The organism is Hymenobacter nitidus (genome assembly GCF_020447315.1).
In the GTDB taxonomy this organism is placed as follows: Bacteria; Bacteroidota; Bacteroidia; order Cytophagales; family Hymenobacteraceae; genus Hymenobacter; species Hymenobacter nitidus.
On the sequence record NZ_JAJADQ010000003.1, the window covers coordinates 404569 to 422199 of the forward strand.

15 protein-coding genes are annotated in these 17631 nt (G+C 59.3%); 8 read left to right on the top strand and 7 right to left on the bottom strand.

Translation table 11 applies throughout. The annotated features are described in order from the left end of the window. Positions 1–11: 11 nt before the first annotated feature. Positions 12–1940 (bottom strand): ribosomal protection-like ABC-F family protein, encoded by a 1929-nt coding sequence (gene abc-f, locus LGH70_RS07740; RefSeq protein WP_226184436.1) that lies wholly within the window; start codon positions 1938–1940, stop codon positions 12–14. 112 nt (positions 1941–2052) lie between these two features. Between abc-f and LGH70_RS07745 the strand changes: the two genes are divergently transcribed. The 3 genes from LGH70_RS07745 (at position 2053) to LGH70_RS07755 (ending at position 4707) form a co-directional block, all read left to right on the top strand. Beyond that, entirely contained in the window at positions 2053–2664 is a 612-nt protein-coding gene (locus LGH70_RS07745; protein ID WP_226184438.1) for a DUF6928 family protein, read from the top strand. A gap of 494 nt (positions 2665–3158) precedes the next feature. Then, complete coding sequence (locus LGH70_RS07750; RefSeq protein ID WP_226184440.1) at positions 3159–3866, top strand: hypothetical protein; 708 nt, start codon at positions 3159–3161, stop codon at positions 3864–3866. 133 nt (positions 3867–3999) lie between these two features. Beyond that, positions 4000–4707, top strand: coding sequence for a GAF domain-containing protein (locus LGH70_RS07755; RefSeq protein WP_226184441.1), 708 nt, complete (start codon positions 4000–4002; stop codon positions 4705–4707). Positions 4708–4762: 55 nt separating this feature from the next. Here LGH70_RS07755 and LGH70_RS07760 read toward each other — a convergent pair whose 3' ends face one another. Both LGH70_RS07760 and LGH70_RS07765 read right to left on the bottom strand, forming a co-directional pair. Continuing rightward, complete coding sequence (locus LGH70_RS07760) at positions 4763–6397, bottom strand: amidase (RefSeq protein ID WP_226184447.1); 1635 nt, start codon at positions 6395–6397, stop codon at positions 4763–4765. 60 nt (positions 6398–6457) lie between these two features. Then, on the bottom strand, positions 6458–6634 hold the full coding sequence (locus tag LGH70_RS07765) for a DUF2256 domain-containing protein (RefSeq protein ID WP_226184449.1): 177 nt from the start codon (positions 6632–6634) through the stop codon (positions 6458–6460). Positions 6635–6762: 128 nt separating this feature from the next. Between LGH70_RS07765 and LGH70_RS07770 the strand changes: the two genes are divergently transcribed. Further along, a complete protein-coding gene (locus LGH70_RS07770) occupies positions 6763–7794 on the top strand; it encodes a hypothetical protein (protein ID WP_226184451.1) in 1032 nt (343 codons plus the stop codon). A gap of 19 nt (positions 7795–7813) precedes the next feature. Further along, on the top strand, positions 7814–8836 hold the full coding sequence (locus LGH70_RS07775) for a hypothetical protein (protein ID WP_226184453.1): 1023 nt from the start codon (positions 7814–7816) through the stop codon (positions 8834–8836). Positions 8837–8879: 43 nt separating this feature from the next. Here the strand turns inward: LGH70_RS07775 and LGH70_RS07780 are convergent, their stop codons facing one another. From LGH70_RS07780 to LGH70_RS07790, 3 genes are all read right to left on the bottom strand, one after another. Beyond that, positions 8880–10976: a hypothetical protein gene (locus LGH70_RS07780; protein ID WP_226184455.1), complete on the bottom strand. Its 2097-nt coding sequence runs from the start codon at positions 10974–10976 to the stop codon at positions 8880–8882. Between the two features lie 277 nt (positions 10977–11253). Further along, positions 11254–11793 (bottom strand): PAS domain-containing protein, encoded by a 540-nt coding sequence (locus LGH70_RS07785; RefSeq protein WP_226184457.1) that lies wholly within the window; start codon positions 11791–11793, stop codon positions 11254–11256. Between the two features lie 10 nt (positions 11794–11803). Next, a complete protein-coding gene (locus LGH70_RS07790; protein ID WP_226184459.1) occupies positions 11804–12166 on the bottom strand; it encodes a hypothetical protein in 363 nt (120 codons plus the stop codon). A 560-nt stretch (positions 12167–12726) separates the two neighbouring features. Between LGH70_RS07790 and LGH70_RS07795 the strand changes: the two genes are divergently transcribed. Beyond that, the gene (locus LGH70_RS07795; RefSeq protein WP_226184461.1) at positions 12727–15324 is read left to right on the top strand and encodes a TonB-dependent receptor; all 2598 of its coding nucleotides are present in this window, start codon (positions 12727–12729) and stop codon (positions 15322–15324) included. 78 nt (positions 15325–15402) lie between these two features. Here LGH70_RS07795 and LGH70_RS07800 read toward each other — a convergent pair whose 3' ends face one another. Beyond that, positions 15403–16161: an acyl-CoA desaturase gene (locus tag LGH70_RS07800; protein WP_226184463.1), complete on the bottom strand. Its 759-nt coding sequence runs from the start codon at positions 16159–16161 to the stop codon at positions 15403–15405. 167 nt (positions 16162–16328) lie between these two features. Between LGH70_RS07800 and LGH70_RS07805 the strand changes: the two genes are divergently transcribed. After that, on the top strand, positions 16329–16901 hold the full coding sequence (locus LGH70_RS07805; RefSeq protein WP_226184465.1) for a DUF1572 family protein: 573 nt from the start codon (positions 16329–16331) through the stop codon (positions 16899–16901). 5 nt (positions 16902–16906) lie between these two features. Continuing rightward, complete coding sequence (locus tag LGH70_RS07810) at positions 16907–17527, top strand: 2'-5' RNA ligase family protein (protein ID WP_226184467.1); 621 nt, start codon at positions 16907–16909, stop codon at positions 17525–17527. The last annotated feature ends 104 nt before the right edge of the window (positions 17528–17631 follow it).

The following is a 17631-nucleotide window of genomic DNA, read 5'->3' on the forward strand; positions in this document are numbered from 1 at the left end:
AGGAGCAACGGTTACTTTTCCAGCTGCTCGGCGCGCTCGGCCAGCTTTTCCCACTGGTCGTTAGTACGGTTCAACTCCTTTTTCACCTGCTCAAACTTCATGGTGGCGTCTTTCAGCTGGGCGGCATTGTTGTAGATATTGGGGTCGGCCAGCTGCTTTTCGTAGAGGCCCAGCTCCTTTTCCAGGGTCGTGATTTTGCCTTCCACTTCCTTCAACTCCTTGTTCACCTTTTTCAGCTCGTGCTGGTTGGCTTCACGCTCGGAGCTGGAGACTACCTTCTTTTCCTCCTTCACCGGCTTGGGCGCGGAAGGCGACGCCAGACCGGCTTTCTTGGCGGCCTTTTCGCGGTCTTCCTGCCACTGCTCGTACTCGGCGTAGGTGCCGGGGTACTCCTTCAGCTGATAGTCCTCGATGTACCAGATCTTGTTGGCCACGTTTTCCACGAAGAACCGGTCGTGGCTAATCACGATGTAGGTACCCTGGTACTGGTCGAGGGCCTGAATCAGGATGTTCACCGACTGCATGTCCAGGTGGTTGGTCGGTTCGTCGAGCAGCAGGAAGTTGGCCTCCGAAATCAGGGTCTTGGCCAGGGCCACGCGGCTTTTCTCACCCCCTGACAGCACCTTGATTTTCTTGTAGACCTCGTCGCCGGTGAACAGGAAGGAACCCAGCACCGAGCGCAATTCCATTTCGGAGCGCTTCGAGCCGGCCTCTACCATCTCCTGCAGAATCTCGTTGTCGATGCGCAGGCTTTCGAGCTGGTGCTGGGCGTAGAACGACATGATGACGTTGTGGCCCAGCTGGTGGTTGCCGGTGGTGGGCGCTTCCTGGCCCGCCACGAGGCGCATCAGCGTTGATTTGCCCTTGCCGTTGGCCCCGATGAGGGCAATTTTGTCGCCCCGCTCGATGTGGACGTGGGTGTCGCGGAAAATGATTTTCTCGCCGTACTTCTTGCCCACGTGCTCCATGCGCAGAATGTGGCGGCCGGGCGTCACGGTGAAGTTGAACTTGATGTTCACCTTCGCGTCGTCGGCGGCCACGTCCTCGATGCGCTCCAGCTTATCCAGGGCCTTGACGCGGCTCTGGGCCTGCTTGGCTTTCGAGGCTTTGGCCTTAAAACGCTCGATAAACCGCTCGGCCTGCTTGATCTGGGCCTGCTGGTTTTCGAAAGCGCCCTTCTGAATGGCGTTGCGCTCCTCTTTTTCTTCGAGATAGAACGAGTAGTTGCCGGCGTAGGGCACCAGCTTGCCGCCGGTTACTTCCACGGTGGTATTGGTGGTGCGGTCCAGGAATTCCCGGTCGTGACTCACGATAATAACCGCACCTTCGTAGCCGGCCAGGTAGTTCTCAATCCACTTGATGGAGGGCAAGTCCAAGTGGTTGGTAGGTTCGTCGAGCAGCAGCAACGAAGGTTGCTGGAGCAGGATTTTGGCCAGCATCACGCGCATGCGCCAGCCACCCGAAAACAGCTTCAGAGGGCGCTGCAGCTCCTCGGTGGTGAAGCCCAGGCCTTCCAGGATTTCCTCGGCACGGGCCTGCATCGTGTAGCCGCCCAGCGACTCGAACCGGTCCTGCAAAGCGGCCAGCTTGTCGACCAGGTCGTCGGTGTAGTTGGTTTCGAACTCCAGCAGCACCTCATCGATTTTTTTCTGAATCTCCAGGGCCTCGGCAAAGGCCTGCATGGCCACAATCAGGATGGGCTCGTGGGAGTCGTAGCTGAGCAAATCCTGGTTCAGGAAACCCAGGCTCACGTCCTTGCTCATGGAGATGCTGCCCCCGTCGGGCTTGTACTCGCCCACCAGAATGCGCAGCAGCGTGGATTTACCCCGGCCATTGAGGCCGATGAGGCCAATCTTATCCTTGGGCTTGATATGGAGGCTGGCCTTGTCGTAGAGGGTACGCGAGCCGAAATGGAAATCGAGGTCAGTAATGGAAATCATCCTACTTTGCGGGCTATGAAGCCGCAAAGGTACGGGTTTGGGAGGATGGTATAGCAACCTGCTCTGTTCTGACAACTCTCCGATATCATCTCAACCTCAATCCCGACTGACTATGGGCTGGAAAGCTTCACTCGTCATAATAAATAGGACAATTGAAATGACGGTTCCCGAACTGATTAAAAAGCTAGGCGGAAGTCAAGTAACATATACACTGGCATCTACTTTAGAGAAAGCCATATATCCAGAAGAAAACAAACTTTACGTAGGCTTCTATCAGGGAAATACTATAATCTGTGATGCAGATTTACCTCTTATATTTTATGACGAAGGGTTATCTGAAGTCGAGAAAAATTTCATAAAAATCTTTCCTGAAGCAGAAATCGCAGCACTAAGCCTTGATAGTTTTGACAATTTTTACGGTTACGCTTTACTTGAGAAAGGTAAAAAGACACGCGTAAAGGTCGGTGACTGCCAGGTTTCGCTCAGACTAGAGGTAGGCAAACCACTACCAGAAGAGCGAGAAATATACGAAAACTCTATTTTTCGCGATGATAAAACTAGGCTATTCAGAATTGGAGATGATATAGGAACCAAATATACTGAGGACGCGGTAGGCGAAGAATTTGTCTTTGAAATTGCAAAACGTTTTTTGGGCGACCGGCTTGATTCAAGAGAATTGGATAAGTTGTTTTTTGAAGTCCCGTTCCAATGCTACGTCAAGTAATATAGAATCACTTATTACTACCCACAAACTGGAACCTCTACGCTACCAGCAGCTCAACAACGATTGGAACGCCGACCCGAATGCTCCGCAGCCAAGCCTGACAGTTACAGGACAAACGTTACACCTTGAATTCTATCTGAATTCCTTCCAGTTCGGGCAATTTCAAGAAGGGAAGCGGGCTTATTTGACTTTTCAGAATTGTTACAAATTTTCTTTTGACACGTTAAACGATGAAGGATATTACAATGGGCAGCACCGCTACGACTATCAGAAATTGCCCTGGGGAGAATTTATGAACTATTCACTAACTGGCAAACGGATTTTCCGCACGATGTGGTGTTTATCAGTCCAGACTTCCATTTACCTTAATTTCGTTATTTCCTCTTCTTTATGAGGTATTCTATATTAGAATATGTCGCAGAAATTGGCATTTTCAATTTATTAAATAGGTCTGAATCCATGAAGGCACAAGCTTCTGGGCGCTACTATATCGTATGAGCTTACAATCAGTTACCATAAGTGACCAAGTCGATTGGCTGGCAATACCAACACCTGGCCCTGACTCGTCTCTGAAGGAATACTTACCGCGTGGTTTTGCCGCCTATCTCAAAATTCTGACGCCTTTGGGCATTGATCGGCGCATTCCGCTGAACAACTATTCTTTCTCGAGCCGGTCAATTGACGCCTTAAACAACCGGGTAAACTTCTGGAACACCTACCGGATTGTCGGTGGCCGCCCCGCCCCTGAGAATCTGGAGCCAATCAGCTACCGGGAATTAGCCGCCAGCCTTGGAGTTGCTTACGATGCTTCCTTTGATGCCGCCGCTATCAGCCGCCAGTATAACGGCTACTGGCCGCCAAACCTAGGGGGCAGTGACACTTTAGAAGCCGCTTTCAGTCAGAAACTGGTAGCCGCACTGGGGGCTGCCACGCCAACCTATTTTTACGGTTCGCTGGATGATGGCAACTACCACTTTACTGCCGACAACGACCTAACGGACTGGCTTGAGTTGGGCGTAGCGGCAGATTTAGGCCCTGTTTTTCAGCGTGACCGGGACTATCCCAGCTACGCATTTGCCGCCGACCACTCATGGTGCCTGCGGCATCCGGAAGATGCCGGCTGGTTGTTGCTGGGCTGCTCAACACAATTGCGGGAAAGCTTGCACACTTGTGCTGCTTTAGAGCTTTTTGACCTCACATAATTTACAAGCATCGACTCGCTTGTATCAGCTGAATGCCAACGCTTCATCCACAAAACATTCAACAAAACCTATTTAGCCGCGAAACTTTCTGCTACGTAGAAATCCGTATTGCATTCTACGTACTTCCCACAATATGTCTTTTTCCCGGTCTTCTCTTATTCCTCATAATGATGAGGACCGGCTCCTGGCACTCAGCCGCTACCGAGTAGCGGGCACGGCCCCCGAGCACCTATTCGACGGAATAGCCGCTCTCACGGCCAAGCTTTTTGGGGCGCCCATTGCTCTGGTTTCGCTGGTGGCGGAAGATAGCGTCTGGTTTAAAGCCCACTTCGGCCTGCCCGACGCGACGCGGGTAAACCGCGCCCAAAGCCTGTGCTCGGTGGCCATTCTGCACGACGAGGCCACCATCTTCGAAAACCTGCGCCAGCAGCCCTGCACCCTGATTGAGTCCGACGTGCTGGAGCAGCTGAACCTGGCATTCTACGCCAGCCAGCCCCTGCAAACCACCGACGGCTTCAACATCGGGGCCCTCTGTGTCATCGACCACCAGGCCCGTACGTTCACGCCCGATGAGCAGAAACTTCTCAAGCAGCTGGCTATTAGCGTAATGCTCTTCCTGGAATTACGCCGGGAGGGCATCACGCTGCCCGTGCCCGGTGCGCCTGCCCACCTGACCGTCCCGGCCCTGTTGCACAGCCTCACCCTACTGGCCGAAATCGGCAGCAGCGGGGCCGCCATTGATATCGATGGCAATCCGGTGGGCACCCCGGCTATTCATCAGGAGGCCGGGCACATTATGCTGCTCATCAACCGCCGGCTTCAAGAGGTACTGGCCGCGTAGCTACTACCCTACTGTACACTCTCATCATCTGGTAGCCGCCAACGCTACCAAGGGTTCAGCCCACAAACGGCGACCGGAACTCCGGCGCCACGCGCTTTTTCGACGTCTGCTCATACGCGTAGGCCAACGTCAGCAAGGGCCCTTCCTGGTAGGCACCGCCCACAAACGACAAGCCCACCGGCAGGCCGTGCGCCTGTCCCATCGGGACGGTAATGTGGGGGTAGCCAGCCATTGCCGCCGGCGAGGAAAAGCCCGGACCTTTCCAGGAGTCCCCGTTGATCAGGTCGAGGCAGGGCGCCGGGCCGTTGGTAACGGCCACGATACCGTCGAGGCGGTTGTCATGCAGTGCCGCGTCGAGGGCCTGACGGGCTCCCTGGTGCGACTTTTTCAGGGCCGCCTGGTACTTGGTGCTGCTCAGGCCGTCGGTTTTGTCGGCGGCTTCCAGAATTTCCTGCTGGAAGAAAGGCATGGCCTTCGCCTTGTTCTGGGCATTAAAGCGCATAACGTCGGCCACGGTTTTCACCGGCGCGCCGGCCGTGCTCAGGTACTTGTTCACCCCGTCCTTGAATTCGTAAAGCAGCACGTCATATTCGGCCTCGCCCAGCGGGTCGGTGTGCTTTTCCAGCTCAATTTCCACGATGGTGGCGCCCTGGCTTTTGAGCAGCTCCACGGCCGCCAGCAGCAGCGGCACTGCATCGGAGCTGCCCTTCAGGTGGTTTTTCTCGACGCCCAGGCGCTTGCCTTTCAGTCCGTCGGGCTTAAGAAACGCAGTATAATCCGGGGCGGCTTTGCCGGTGCTTTCCCGGGTTACGGCGTCGGCGGCATCTACGCCGGCCAGGGCCCCCAGCAGCAGGGCCGCGTCGCGCACGGTGCGGGCCATGGGGCCGGCCGTGTCCTGGGTGGCCGAAATCGGGATGATGCCCGCCCGGCTCAGCAGCCCCACCGTCGGCTTGATGCCTACGATGCCCGAGCACGAGGCCGGCGACACCACCGAGCCGTCGGTTTCGGTGCCGATGGCTACGGCGCACAGGTTGGCGGCCACGGCCACACCCGAGCCCGAGCTGGAGCCGCTGGGCGTGCGGTCCAGAATGTAGGCGTTGCGGGTCTGGCCGCCGCGGCTGCTCCAGCCGCTGGTAGAGCGGGTAGAGCGGAAATTGGCCCACTCGCTCAGGTTGGTTTTGCCCAACAGCACGGCCCCGGCGGCCCGCAGCCGCTGCACGATAAAGGCGTCCTGCTGCGCCTTGTGCCCGGCCAGGGCCAGAGAGCCGGCGGTAGTTTGCATCCGGTCGGCCGTGTCGATGTTGTCTTTGATGAGCACCGGAATGCCGTGCAGGGGGCCGCGCACCTTGCCGCTTTTTCGCTCCTTGTCCAGTGCATCGGCCAAACTCAGCGCGTCGGGGTTCACCTCAATCACCGAGTTGAGCTTGGGCCCGTTCTTGTCGATGGCCTCGATGCGCTGCAGGTAAAGCTCCGTCAGGCTGCGGGCCGTGTGCTGGCCGCTGGTCATCTTCTGCTGCAGCTCAGTTATGGTCGCCTCCTGTAGCTCGAAGGTATCGGTAGCTGGGGCGCTGCCCTGCGCAGCGGCGGCCTGGCGGGTGTCGTTGGCCTCCGTGGAGCAGCTGCTCAGCGTCCAGGTGGAAAGGGCCACACTGGCCAGGCTGCTGTTGCGCAGAAAAAGACGTCGGTTCATTCGCGGTTTTTGGGGGTCAAGATACGGATGGCGGACTGGCTTCGGCAACCCGCTGCCCGGCTACGACTGGCCAGGGCGCGGGTTCTTATTACGCTGGCATTTTTCGCCGCAGTATTTCACCTCGTCCCAACAGTTGCGCCACTTTTTGCGGTACTCAAACGGCCGGCCGCAGGTAGCGCAGAGTTTCGTGGGCAGATTACCTTTGACCAGCTTGGCCGGCACGATGGAAGAAGACATATGCTGCTAACTCCAAAGCTCGGCGCTTGTTTGGGCAGTTGTTGCCTAAGCCTACCCAGCGGGCCTCTGTACTGGATAGTATTCCCTTCCTATCTTTCCGCTCTAACTTCCACTAACCGCGTATTGTGATGCCCTTATCGAATTTGGCCGCTTATCGTTTTGTGTTGCCCAAAGGCGCGGCCCTGCTACTCGGCATCTGCGGGCTGTCGGGCTGCCTGGATACGGCTCCGCCCGTACCGAACAAGGCTGTACCGAAGAAGGATGTAGGGCCCTTGCTGATCAGCTTTTCCAAAGACAACTTGTATCCGGAAGGCGTGGAATACGGCACCGACAGCAAGTACTTCTATGTGAGTTCGCTCACGAGCAGCACCATCGGGAAGGTGTCGCAAGGCGGGACCTACTCGGCATTTATCACCGACACCTGCCTGGTATCGTCGTACGGCCTGCAAATTGATGCTAGCGGCAACCGCCTGCTGGTCGCCATTGCTGACCCCGGCCACAACAAGGCCCGAACTTCGGCGGCCACCAAAAACAAGCTGGCGGCGCTGGCCAGCTTCGACATATATGGCAGGCGCGTGGGCTACGTCAACCTGGGTAAGCTGCGGCCGGGCCTCAATCATTTTGCCAACGACGTGGCCATCGACCTGTCGGGCAACACGTACGTTACCGACAGCTTCGCGCCTATTATTTATAAAGTAGATAAGGTTGGCGTAGCCACTGTGCTGGTGGAAGATGCCCGGTTAGGCGCGCCAGCCGGCCAGGTGGGGCTCAATGGTATTGTATTTCACTCCGGCGGCTATCTGTTGGTAGCCAAAACCGATGACGGAAGTCTGTTCAAAATTCCGCTCAGCAACCCCGGCAGCTTTACCCAGGTTGCCACTACGCAGGACCTAAAAGGCATCGACGGCCTTTCGCTCGATGATCCTACTCGGCTCTACGCGGTTTCGGGCACCCAGGCCAAAGTATTCAACCTCACCACAAGCAATAACTGGACAACGGCTTTAAGCCAGGGCTCCTTTGCCACCTCACCTGAGCATCCTACCACCCTGGCCCGCCTCAGTCTTACCGAAACTTACGTACTGTCTTCGCGTCTTACCGAACTGCAGAACCCGCCACCTAGTCCTTCTTCTTTATTTAGCCTGAACAAAGTACGCTTCTAGCTACCCTCTTTTTTCAATTATGACCTCTCTAGTTTTCTTTCTGCGCACACCGCGCGTTGCGGTCAGCACGCTGGGCTTGCTGGTAGGCACCCTGAGCTTCTCAGGCTGCACGGGCAACGAATCGTTCCAGGAAACGCCACTGCCGGCCGGCCCGGATCTGGTGACGTTCACCAAGGAAAACCTCTACCCGGAAGGCGTTGAGTACGATACCAACGGCCGCCGCTTCCTGGTCAGCTCCCTGACCACGGGCAGCATCGGCCAGATAGCCGAGAATGGCACCTATGCGCCCTTTATTACTGATGGCAGCCTGGTATCGTCGACGGGCCTGCAGATTGATGCGCTGCGCAACCGCCTGCTAGTGGCCGTAGCCGACCCGGGCTACAACACGGCCAAAACCTCGGCAGCCACCAGGGGCAAGCTCGCGGGTGTGGCCAGCTTCGACGGCCTGGGCAAGTTTCTGGGCTACGTAGATCTGGGCAAGCTGCGTCCCGACCTGAGCCACTTCGCCAACGACATGGCCGTCGACCAGGCGGGCAACGTGTACGTGACCGACAGCTTTGCGCCCATCATCTACAAGATAGACGCACTGGGCGCAGCTTCGGTGTTTGTGGAAGATGCCCGCCTGGGCGCCCCAGCCGGGCAGTTTGGCCTGAACGGCATCGAGCTGCACCCCGACGGCTACCTGCTGGTGGCCAAGAGCGACGACGGCAGCCTGTTCAAGGTACCGATTGCCAACCCCAGCAGCCTCACCAAAGTCACGACCACCCAGGATTTGAAGGGTATCGACGGGCTTGTACTGGTGGAAACCAACCGGCTGTACGCCGTTACCAATGCCCAGTCCAAGGTGTATAACCTGACCACGGCCACCAACTGGAGCGAGGCCACCGTGGCTGGCACCTTCACCACCGAGGCGCAGTACCCGACCACGCTCACGCGCCGCAGTGCCACCGAAACCTACGTGCTGTACTCCCGCATCAACGAGCTGCAAACCCCGACCACGCCGCCGGCCAGCCAGTTCAGCATCGCCAAGCTGAAATTCTAGCCCAACGCCACTTTTTCGGCTGGCCCAGAGCAGCAGCAGTAGCCTAAGGCTGCTCGCTGATGCTCTGGGCCATTTTTTGGGGTGCCCCAATGCTGTGCAACAGCCCGCTAACCAAGCCCTGGCGCCACAACGAAAAGACGGATACGCGCACGTCGCGGCGGCTGTCCATTACTCCCACTTTCAGCCGGTCGGGCCCCAGCCCCCGCGGATTCTCATCCCGGATAACGATGCCGTTGAGCAGCTTGGAGCTGACTTTGGACAGCAGGGTTTTTTGGTCGGGCCCGCCGTTTTTGCTGAGCAGCGTGAGCTTCAGGTCGGAGTACTCGGCCCGCATGGTGCCGGTAATCTGCTGGCGGCTGCCCCGGAACCGCACCGTGGCCCGGTGCACGTTGCCGCTCTCGAAGCGCACCAGGCGGGTCGGCTCGGTCATCGTGTTGAGCAGCGTGATGGAAGCCGGCCCAAACGTGCCTTCGCCGCTGTGGCGCCCGGCCGGGTCGAGCACGGGAATGCGGAAATTGGCCGAAGCATACCAGCTGTTCTGCAGCCAGCCGCTGGCCCGGGCCACCAGCGGGGTAGCCGCCGTCATCAGCCGGGGGTCATTCGTCACGTTCTGCAGCGTCACGTTGATGCGGCTGAAGAGTATGTTGCCGGTTTGGCCGGTCGTGGGGCCCACGTAGGAGGTGGCCACGTAGGCATTGCGCAGCTGCATCCGGCGCACGTTCAGGCGCACCGGCAGCTTGGCCAACGACTCCTGAGTTACCAACGAAGTCTTCGGGTTCAGCGCAAACCGTCCGTCGCCGGCAATAAGCACCCGCAGGCCCTGCAGCTGCAGCGTTTGGGCCAGCAAAGAGCTCTGCCGGGCAAAAGCGGCGTAGTCGAAGCCCGCCACATCAAACTGCGTGGCCTGCACCGTGATGTGCGGGGTCTGGTGGCCTTTGTAGCGGGCCAGGGCAGCGGGCGTCATTGTGGGCCGGATGGTGATGCCGCGGGCCTGCATCTTGCCGGTGCGCGTCAGCAGCTCGGTGCTACGAATGCCGAGCCAGTATACCGGGGCCGAAACCGCCGTTTGCACTCGTCCGGTACGCAGCTCCCAGGCCTTGGCGTACCAGATTCGGGTGGGGTCCTGGGCGCCGGCGGCCGTCAGCAGCACCGCTTCGGCTTGCAGCCGGATATCCTGAATACGGGGCCGGGGCGTGGTGGCCGGCAGGTGCAGCGTGCCGCCCCGCACCCGCAGCTGCCCCAGGCTAGCCCGCGTGAAGTAAGGCGCCAGCACCGTATGCAGCGCGGGTGGCGGCTGGCTGGGCAGGGCCAGGGCCAGCCACGGCCGCGTCAGCACCACTGAGTCGGGCAGCAGGCGGCGGGCCCGCAGGTCGGTAGCGCTCAGGCCACCGACCTGCAGCCGGGGCAGCAACAGCCGCACGCGCACGGTTTGGCCCTGCTGCCGAATGTCGTCTACTGAGCGAATGCGCAGGGAATCGACGGTGAGCTGCTGCTGAGCAGAGGAAAACCGCGCGTTGCCCACCAGGAGTCGGTGTCGCGCCATTGTGGCCACGCCCCGGCGCAGCTGGCCCGCAAAGGCGGCGGCGTAGCCCACGCGCTGCGAATCGGCGGCGCCGGCTTTGCTGAGCAGGATATCCTGGGCCGTAAAGCTGGCCTGCCGCACGCTGGCGACGGGCACCCGGCCGGGACCATAAGCCGCCTGCACGTTCAGCAGCCCCAGGTAGCCGACTCGGATGCCATCGAGAAACTTGGGCAGCTGCTCGTGCAAGGGCCGGGCCGCCGAGTCCGGGGCGGGCAGCTGCAGCACCCGCAGCTGCGTGCCGGCTACCAGCACCGTATCGATAGGTACCTCGGCCCCGCGCACCAAGGCCAGCAGGCCGATGCCGGTAAGGCGCACTTCCCGCACGTCGGCCAGCAGGCGGGGCAGCTTGGCTTGCTGCCACAACCCGCTATCCGCAGCGGGCCGCAGGCGAATGTTTTGCAGCCGCAGCGTGCCGGTCAGCAAGCTGGTGTGCAGGTCGCCGATGCGCAACTGGTAGCGGCCCTGGCTCTTACGGGCCACTTGCTGTTCCAGTGTGCGGCGCAGCCAGGGGTCGAGCAGCAGGGCAGATAGCCCCAGCAAGACCAGCAGCAGCAGCACAGCGCCACCTACCCAGTATGGCCACCGGGCTTTTTTCTTTCCGGCAGAAACCAACGGCTCACTGGTAGCCGGGGCAGACGAGAGTAGATTCACGGGAAAGACAAAACGACGAGAGATACCCTAAACGCAGAAGTTCGCCTCGGGGATTATACTAACAGCGTTGCTGCTCTTTGTTTTACGCTTGAGCTTGCGGCAGGGCCGGCGCAGGGGCAGCCGGAAACAAAAAAGGCCTTCCGGTAGGGAAAGCCTTTTTCAAAAAACGATGGGTGGCGCGGTGCTATTCGCCCAGGCGCTGGCGCAGCTCCTGCACCTGCCGCTCCAGCTCCAGGGTGCGGAATGTCACCTTCACTTCCAGGTCGGCATAGGCCCGCTCCAGGTCCTGCTCCCGCTTGCGCAGGGCAAATTCCGTGAGCTTCTGGTCGTGAATATCGGTGCAGGTGCCAAACCACTGCCGGATCTGGCCGGCCTCGTCGAACTGGGGCTGGGCCTGCCCCAGAAACCAGCGATAGTCACCGTTTTTGGCCTTGAAGCGGTACTCGATTTCGTAAAACTCGCCGGTAGCCAGCGAATGGCCCCATACCTGACGGGCCCGCGTCTGGTCGTCGGGATGCAGCAGGTTGTTCCACATATCGGGGCCTACGCTGTCGGCCAGCGAGTAGCCGGTAAAGTCAATCCAGCGCTGGTTGAAGTAGGTGTGGAAGCCCGTCGGATCGGTAAACCAGACCAGCTGGGGAATGAAATCAGCGAAAAAATGGAAATTTTCCTCGGCCTGGCGACGGATATGTTCTTCGCTGGAAACAGATTCAGAATGTAGCATGACAGAAAAATCAACAGGGCTGGGCGAGCTGCAGCTCCATGCCCGACTGAAAATATAGGTTAAGCTGGCTTTGCAGCCCATCAGCGGAGCGCCGCAGCCGCGTAATCAGGGCCTTGGTTTCCTCCTGCAGCAGCTGCAACTCCAGGTAGGGGCGGTTCAGCAGCGCATCGCGCTGCACAGACCACTGGCCCTGATCATCCTGCGCGGGCGCATGCACCTGCAGCGTACCGGGCTGCAACGACAGCTTGGTGGCCTGAGCCAGGGCACTGTCGGGGTTGCCCCGGTTTAGCACCCGCTCGGCTACGCACCACACGCCGGTCAGATACTCGTCGGGGAGCTGCTGCAGATTTACGTCAAATAGAGTTTCTTCCATAGTTCAACCGCTGGATAATAACTGTAAGTCAAACGGTTAGTGACTGCCACCGGAGTACCGGCGGGCTACAGCAGGAAAATTGCGTTGTGCAAATATACCAGAGGCAGCAACGTCCTAAAATGGCAAAAGTTCACTCAACTGTTGAGCCGTAGCATCAGTTGCTGTTTTTGGCTGAGTATCACGGAAATAATTTTTAATGCACATAATCAGCCGTTAAATCCTACCAATGATCCGGTGGCCCTGACTTGGGGCACAGCCTGACTTCTAATAATTATACAACAAGGCTGGTCTGCCCTCCTACCTTTCCGACGCCTGTGACGTGGCTCTTACAAGCTTCCTGGGCGGCCTGATACGCGAAACAAATATTCCGGCAAGAAATTGTGAGCCCACTAAGCAACCTCCATGATATAGCATAAGTCTTTTATCGGCTTCTCATCCTTCTAAGACTTATTGGAATAATATACATACGAATAATATCGTAAGTATTCTTTCTAAATACGAATCATTTCGTATATGTTTGCTGTACGAAACAATTCGTATCACTCCCAGCTGCCAGCCCCATGCCCTACTTTACCCTTCCCGCCGGTTTGCCTCGTGCCATTGTCTCTATTGTTCAGCCCTGGCAGTGCGTGGGCCGGGGCGCGGGCAGCCTCTCCAGCCGCGTTTTGCCCGTCGTGCTGCTGCTGGGCAGCCTGGCCGGGGCCGCCCAGGCGCAGAGTCTGAAGGGGCCAGCCGGCGCAGACAGTCCCGCCGCCGTGAGCAGCAAGGGGAAGCTGAGCGGCAGTGTAGTGCACGAAAAAACCGGGCTGCCGGTCGAATTTGCCACCGTGGCCCTGCTGGAGCAAACCACCGGCAAAACCGTGGATGGCGCAATCTGTGACGATAAGGGCCGGTTTCTGCTCACCAAAATCGGGGCGGGCCTGTATAAGGTGACAGTCACCTTTGTGGGGTTTCAGCCCCGCACGGTGGAGAATGTGGCTTTTATAACCGAGGAAACCGTCGTGGACCTGGGCGCGGTGAAGCTGACGCCCACCGTGCAGCAGCTAGGCGAGGTGAAGGTGACCGGGGAGCGGGAGCTGGTGGAGAATAAGGTGGACCGCATCGTCTACAATGCTGAAAAGGACATTACCAACACCGGCGGCACGGCCACCGACGTGCTGCAGAAAGTGCCCCTGCTCTCGGTAGACCTCAACGGCAACCTGCAGCTGCGGGGCTCCGCCAATATCCGGGTGCTGGTGAACAACAAGCCCTCGGCCATCCTGGCCAGCAACCTGGCCGATGCCCTGCGCCAGATTCCGGCCGACCAGATCAAGAGCGTGGAAGTTATTACCTCGCCCTCGGCCAAGTACGACGCCGAAGGCTCGGCGGGCATCGTGAACATCATCCTGAAAAAGAACACCCTGGAAGGCGTGAACGGCTCGGTGAACGCGTCGGTGGGTACCCGCGGGGCCTCTAACAGCATCACGCTGAACAGCCGCCGCGGCAAGCTGGGCCTGAACCTGAATGCGGGCAGCAACCTGTTTCTCAACATTGCCCGCAACGAGAGTCTGCGTACCGACTTTCTGCCCGAAAACCGGCAAAGCACGCTCGAGCAGCGCGGCAACTTCACCAACGTAGGCGGCGGCGGCTTCGGGCAGCTGGGCCTCGACTACGACCCGACGCCCAAGGACGCGCTGAACCTGAGCGTGCGCGGCAATATTTTTGGCTATACCAATGAGCGGCAGCAGTTTACGCGCTACGCCCAGCCCGAGGCCCTGGACGTGTACAACCGCGACATTGATACCCACAGTGACAGCCGTAACCTGGACCTGAACTTTGGCTATACCCGCACCCTGCCCCGCAAGCGGCAGGAGCTGAGCTTTCTGACCCTCTACACCGTGAACCAGGGCCAGACCGACTACGACCTCTCGCAGCAGCGCTACGCCGACGCCCGCAGCTACGAGGACTACCGCGAGAACAGCTTCAACAACAACCGCAACCGCGAAGCCACCTTCCAGACCGACTACGTGCACCCGCTCGACAGCACCCGGACGGTGGAAGTCGGGGTGAAAGGCATTCTGCGTAACGTGGGCAGCAATTACCGCATCGAAGCCGACAGCCTCGACGGACGGGGCCGGGTGCTGGTGCCGGCCCGCTCCAACGAGTTTCGCTACGACCAGAACGTGTATGCCGGCTACCTGGCCTACGGCTTTGCGGTGGGCAAAACCCTGACCTTCAAGCTGGGTGGCCGGGTAGAGCACACCCGCATCGACGGCGACTTTGTGGGAGAGCAGGTGACGCTGCAGACGGCCTATACCAACGTGGTACCCAGCCTGCAGGCCGCCTGGGACGTAGCTAAGGACCAGAAGCTCAAGCTCAGCTACACCCGCCGGATTCAGCGGCCCAGCATCTTCTATCTGAACCCCTACATCAACACCAGCAACCCGCGCAATATTCTGGTGGGCAACCCCGGCATTGACGCCGAGCTGACGGACTCCTACGAGCTGGGCTACAACACCTATATCAACAAAAGCTCGATTACCTTTTCCGGCTACTGGCGCCAGACCAACAACTCCATCGAGGCCGTGTCGCGCACGGTGCCGGCCCGCAGCATTCTGCCCACCTCCGACTCGACCCTGGTGCTGCTCACCACGTTTCAGAACGTGGCCCGCAACGCTACGTCCGGCCTGAGCATTTCGGGCTCGACCAAGCTTACACCCAAGTGGAACCTGACGGCCAACGTGAATATCTGGTACGTGTGGGTGAAAAGCGCGGCCCTGAACCTGGAAAACGGCGGCTCCATGCACAACGCCAACATCACCTCGGCCTGGCAGTTCGACAATGGCTGGACGGCGCAGTTTACGGGCCTGTTTAACTCCCGCGCCGTCGAATTGCAGGGCCGCTCCTCGGGCTACCGCAGCTACAACCTGGCCGTGAAAAAGGAGCTGTTCCAGAAAAAAGGCAGCCTCACGCTGGCCGTGGTCAACCCCTTCAACCGGCAGCTCATCTTCCGCAACCGCCTGGACACCGACCAGTTTACCTACACCGACAACTCCTACTTCCTGAACCGCAACGTGCGCCTGAGCTTCAACTACCAGTTTGGCAAGCTCGAAAACCGGCCCGCCCGGCCCAAGAAAAGCATCCGCAACGACGACCAGAAACAGGGCGGCAATGGCTGATAACCAGCCTATAAACAACACCGAAAAAAGGCCTGGTTCCGCGTGGGAACAGGCCTTTTTTGTCTAGAAGATGGTTAGTTACGCCACCACAGCGACATCCGCGGCGTTGCCTTTTTTAAGGCGGATAATGGCGAGCTTGTCCAGAAGCCAGATGACGGGGTAGGTGGGGTCCAGCTCCCACCACTTCACGCCGAAGTTGACGCGGCTGGGCAGCTTGTGGTGGTTATTCTGAAACAGCTCCCCGCCGGTCAGGAAGTCGAAAAACAGTGAGTTGCGCGACTTGTCGTGGTTGTCGAAGTTCTGGTAGCCGTACTTGTGCCCGCTCCAGTTGACGATGGCCCCGTGCACGGCCCCCATCGAGAAGTGAATGGGCAGCAGCAGGTATTGCCACCAGCCCGTGGCAAACTGCACGTAGAACAGAATGTAGAAAATGCCCCAGCCCACGCGCGAGTACCACTTGTTGCCGAACTCATCCAGGGCCGTCCACTCGGGGTAGTCGCCCTGCGCAAACCGTTCGGCAGCCGCGGAGCGGCCATACAGCACATCGTGGTACACCGTACGCGTCTTCCACATCATCAGGAAGGCATTCGACGAGAAGTGCGGGGAATGCGGGTCCCGTTCCGTGTCGGAGTAGGCGTGGTGCATGCGGTGCAGCAGGGCGTAGCTGCGCGGCGAGAGAAACGAGGAGCCCTGCCAGAGGTAGGTCAGCACGAAGAAGATTCGCTCCCAGCGCCGGCTCATGGTGAACATCCGGTGGGCGGCGTAGCGGTGCTGGAAAAACGACTGCATGAACAGCGACAAATACCAGTGCGCCAGAAAGAAGACAAGAATAGCCATAGAGCAGATCAGCTAAAAGACGACAAAGCAAACCCCGATGCTCCCTAAGGTATCGGAAGATACCGAATAAGCCGGGTGACGACAGCCGGCGAGTTGATTTTCGCGGCAGAAATGCTGGTTTTTGCTTTTCTTGGTTTCCGTTGCTTCTCCCCGTTATTCCTATTGCTATGGCTACTCCCAATTTGCTGGCCCTGACGGTGCTGGCCACGCTGCGCCACAACTTCAGCAGCTACAAAACCCTCACCGACCGGGCCCTGGCTCAGCTCTCGGCCGAGGAATGGCTGGTCGTGCCGGCGCCCGGCGCCAATAGCGTGGCCGTCATCATCCAGCACATGTGCGGCAACCTCCGCTCCCGCTTCACCGATTTTCTGACCGCCGACGGCGAAAAGCCCGACCGGCAGCGTGACCAGGAATTCGCTCAGCCCGCCACCGTGGCCGAAGTAGCAGCCCTGCAGCAGCGCTGGCACGCCACCTGGCCCATCCTGTTCGAGCTGCTCGACACGCTGGCGCCCACCGATTTGCTGCGTACCGTCCAGATTCGGGGTGAGGCCCACACGGTGCTGGCGGCCCTGGAGCGGCAGGCCACGCACTATGCCTACCACAGCGGTCAGATCGTGCTGCTGGCCAAGCACCTGCGCGGCGAGGCCTGGCAGAGCCTGAGCATTCCGCGCGGACAGAGCGAGCAGTTCAACCAACAAATGCGGGCCCGCCTCAACCCCACGGCCGGTTCCGGAGTTTAGCAGGTATGCTCGCCATCACCACTTTGCTTACGCCGCAGTACGCGGCCCGCATCAACCGCATCATCAAAGGGTTGGAAACGGAATTTGGCCTCGACGACGTGCAGGCCACCCCCGACCCGCACATCACCTACCAGCTGGCCGGCGTCAAGAAGCTGTCGGCGCTGAAAAGCGTGCTGAGCGACGTGGCTGCCACCACCGTGCCGTTTGAGGTGCACACCACCGGCCTGGGCGTGTTTCCGGGGCCCAATCCGGTTATCTACATCCCCGTGCTGCGCACCGACGAGCTGAACCGGCTGCACCAGCGCATCATCAAGGCCACGGCGCCGCTGTGTTTGCGCACCGACAAGTTCAGCGGGCCCGACTGCTGGCTGCCCCACATTTCCCTGGCCCTGCACGACACCACGCCCGAGCTGCTGGGCCCGGTGCTACAGTACCTGAACCAGCAGACGTTCAACCTCAAGCTCATGCTTGACAACCTGGCTATTCTGCGGCAGGAAGGCGACTTATTCCTGTGTGAGGAGCTGTTTCCCTTCGAAGGAGAAACGCTGGCCCCACCCCGGCCCGAGCCGGCCGATGCGGCCGCCTGCCCCCTGCCCGCCACCCTGCTGACCCAGCCCCGCGAATAGGTAGCCGCCGGGCTGAACGGCCGCCGCAAGACCCACTGCCCCGGCTGGCGGGCACTTTTTGCCCTTGCGGCGCGGCAATCTGGTTTCCGCATCCGACCTTTACC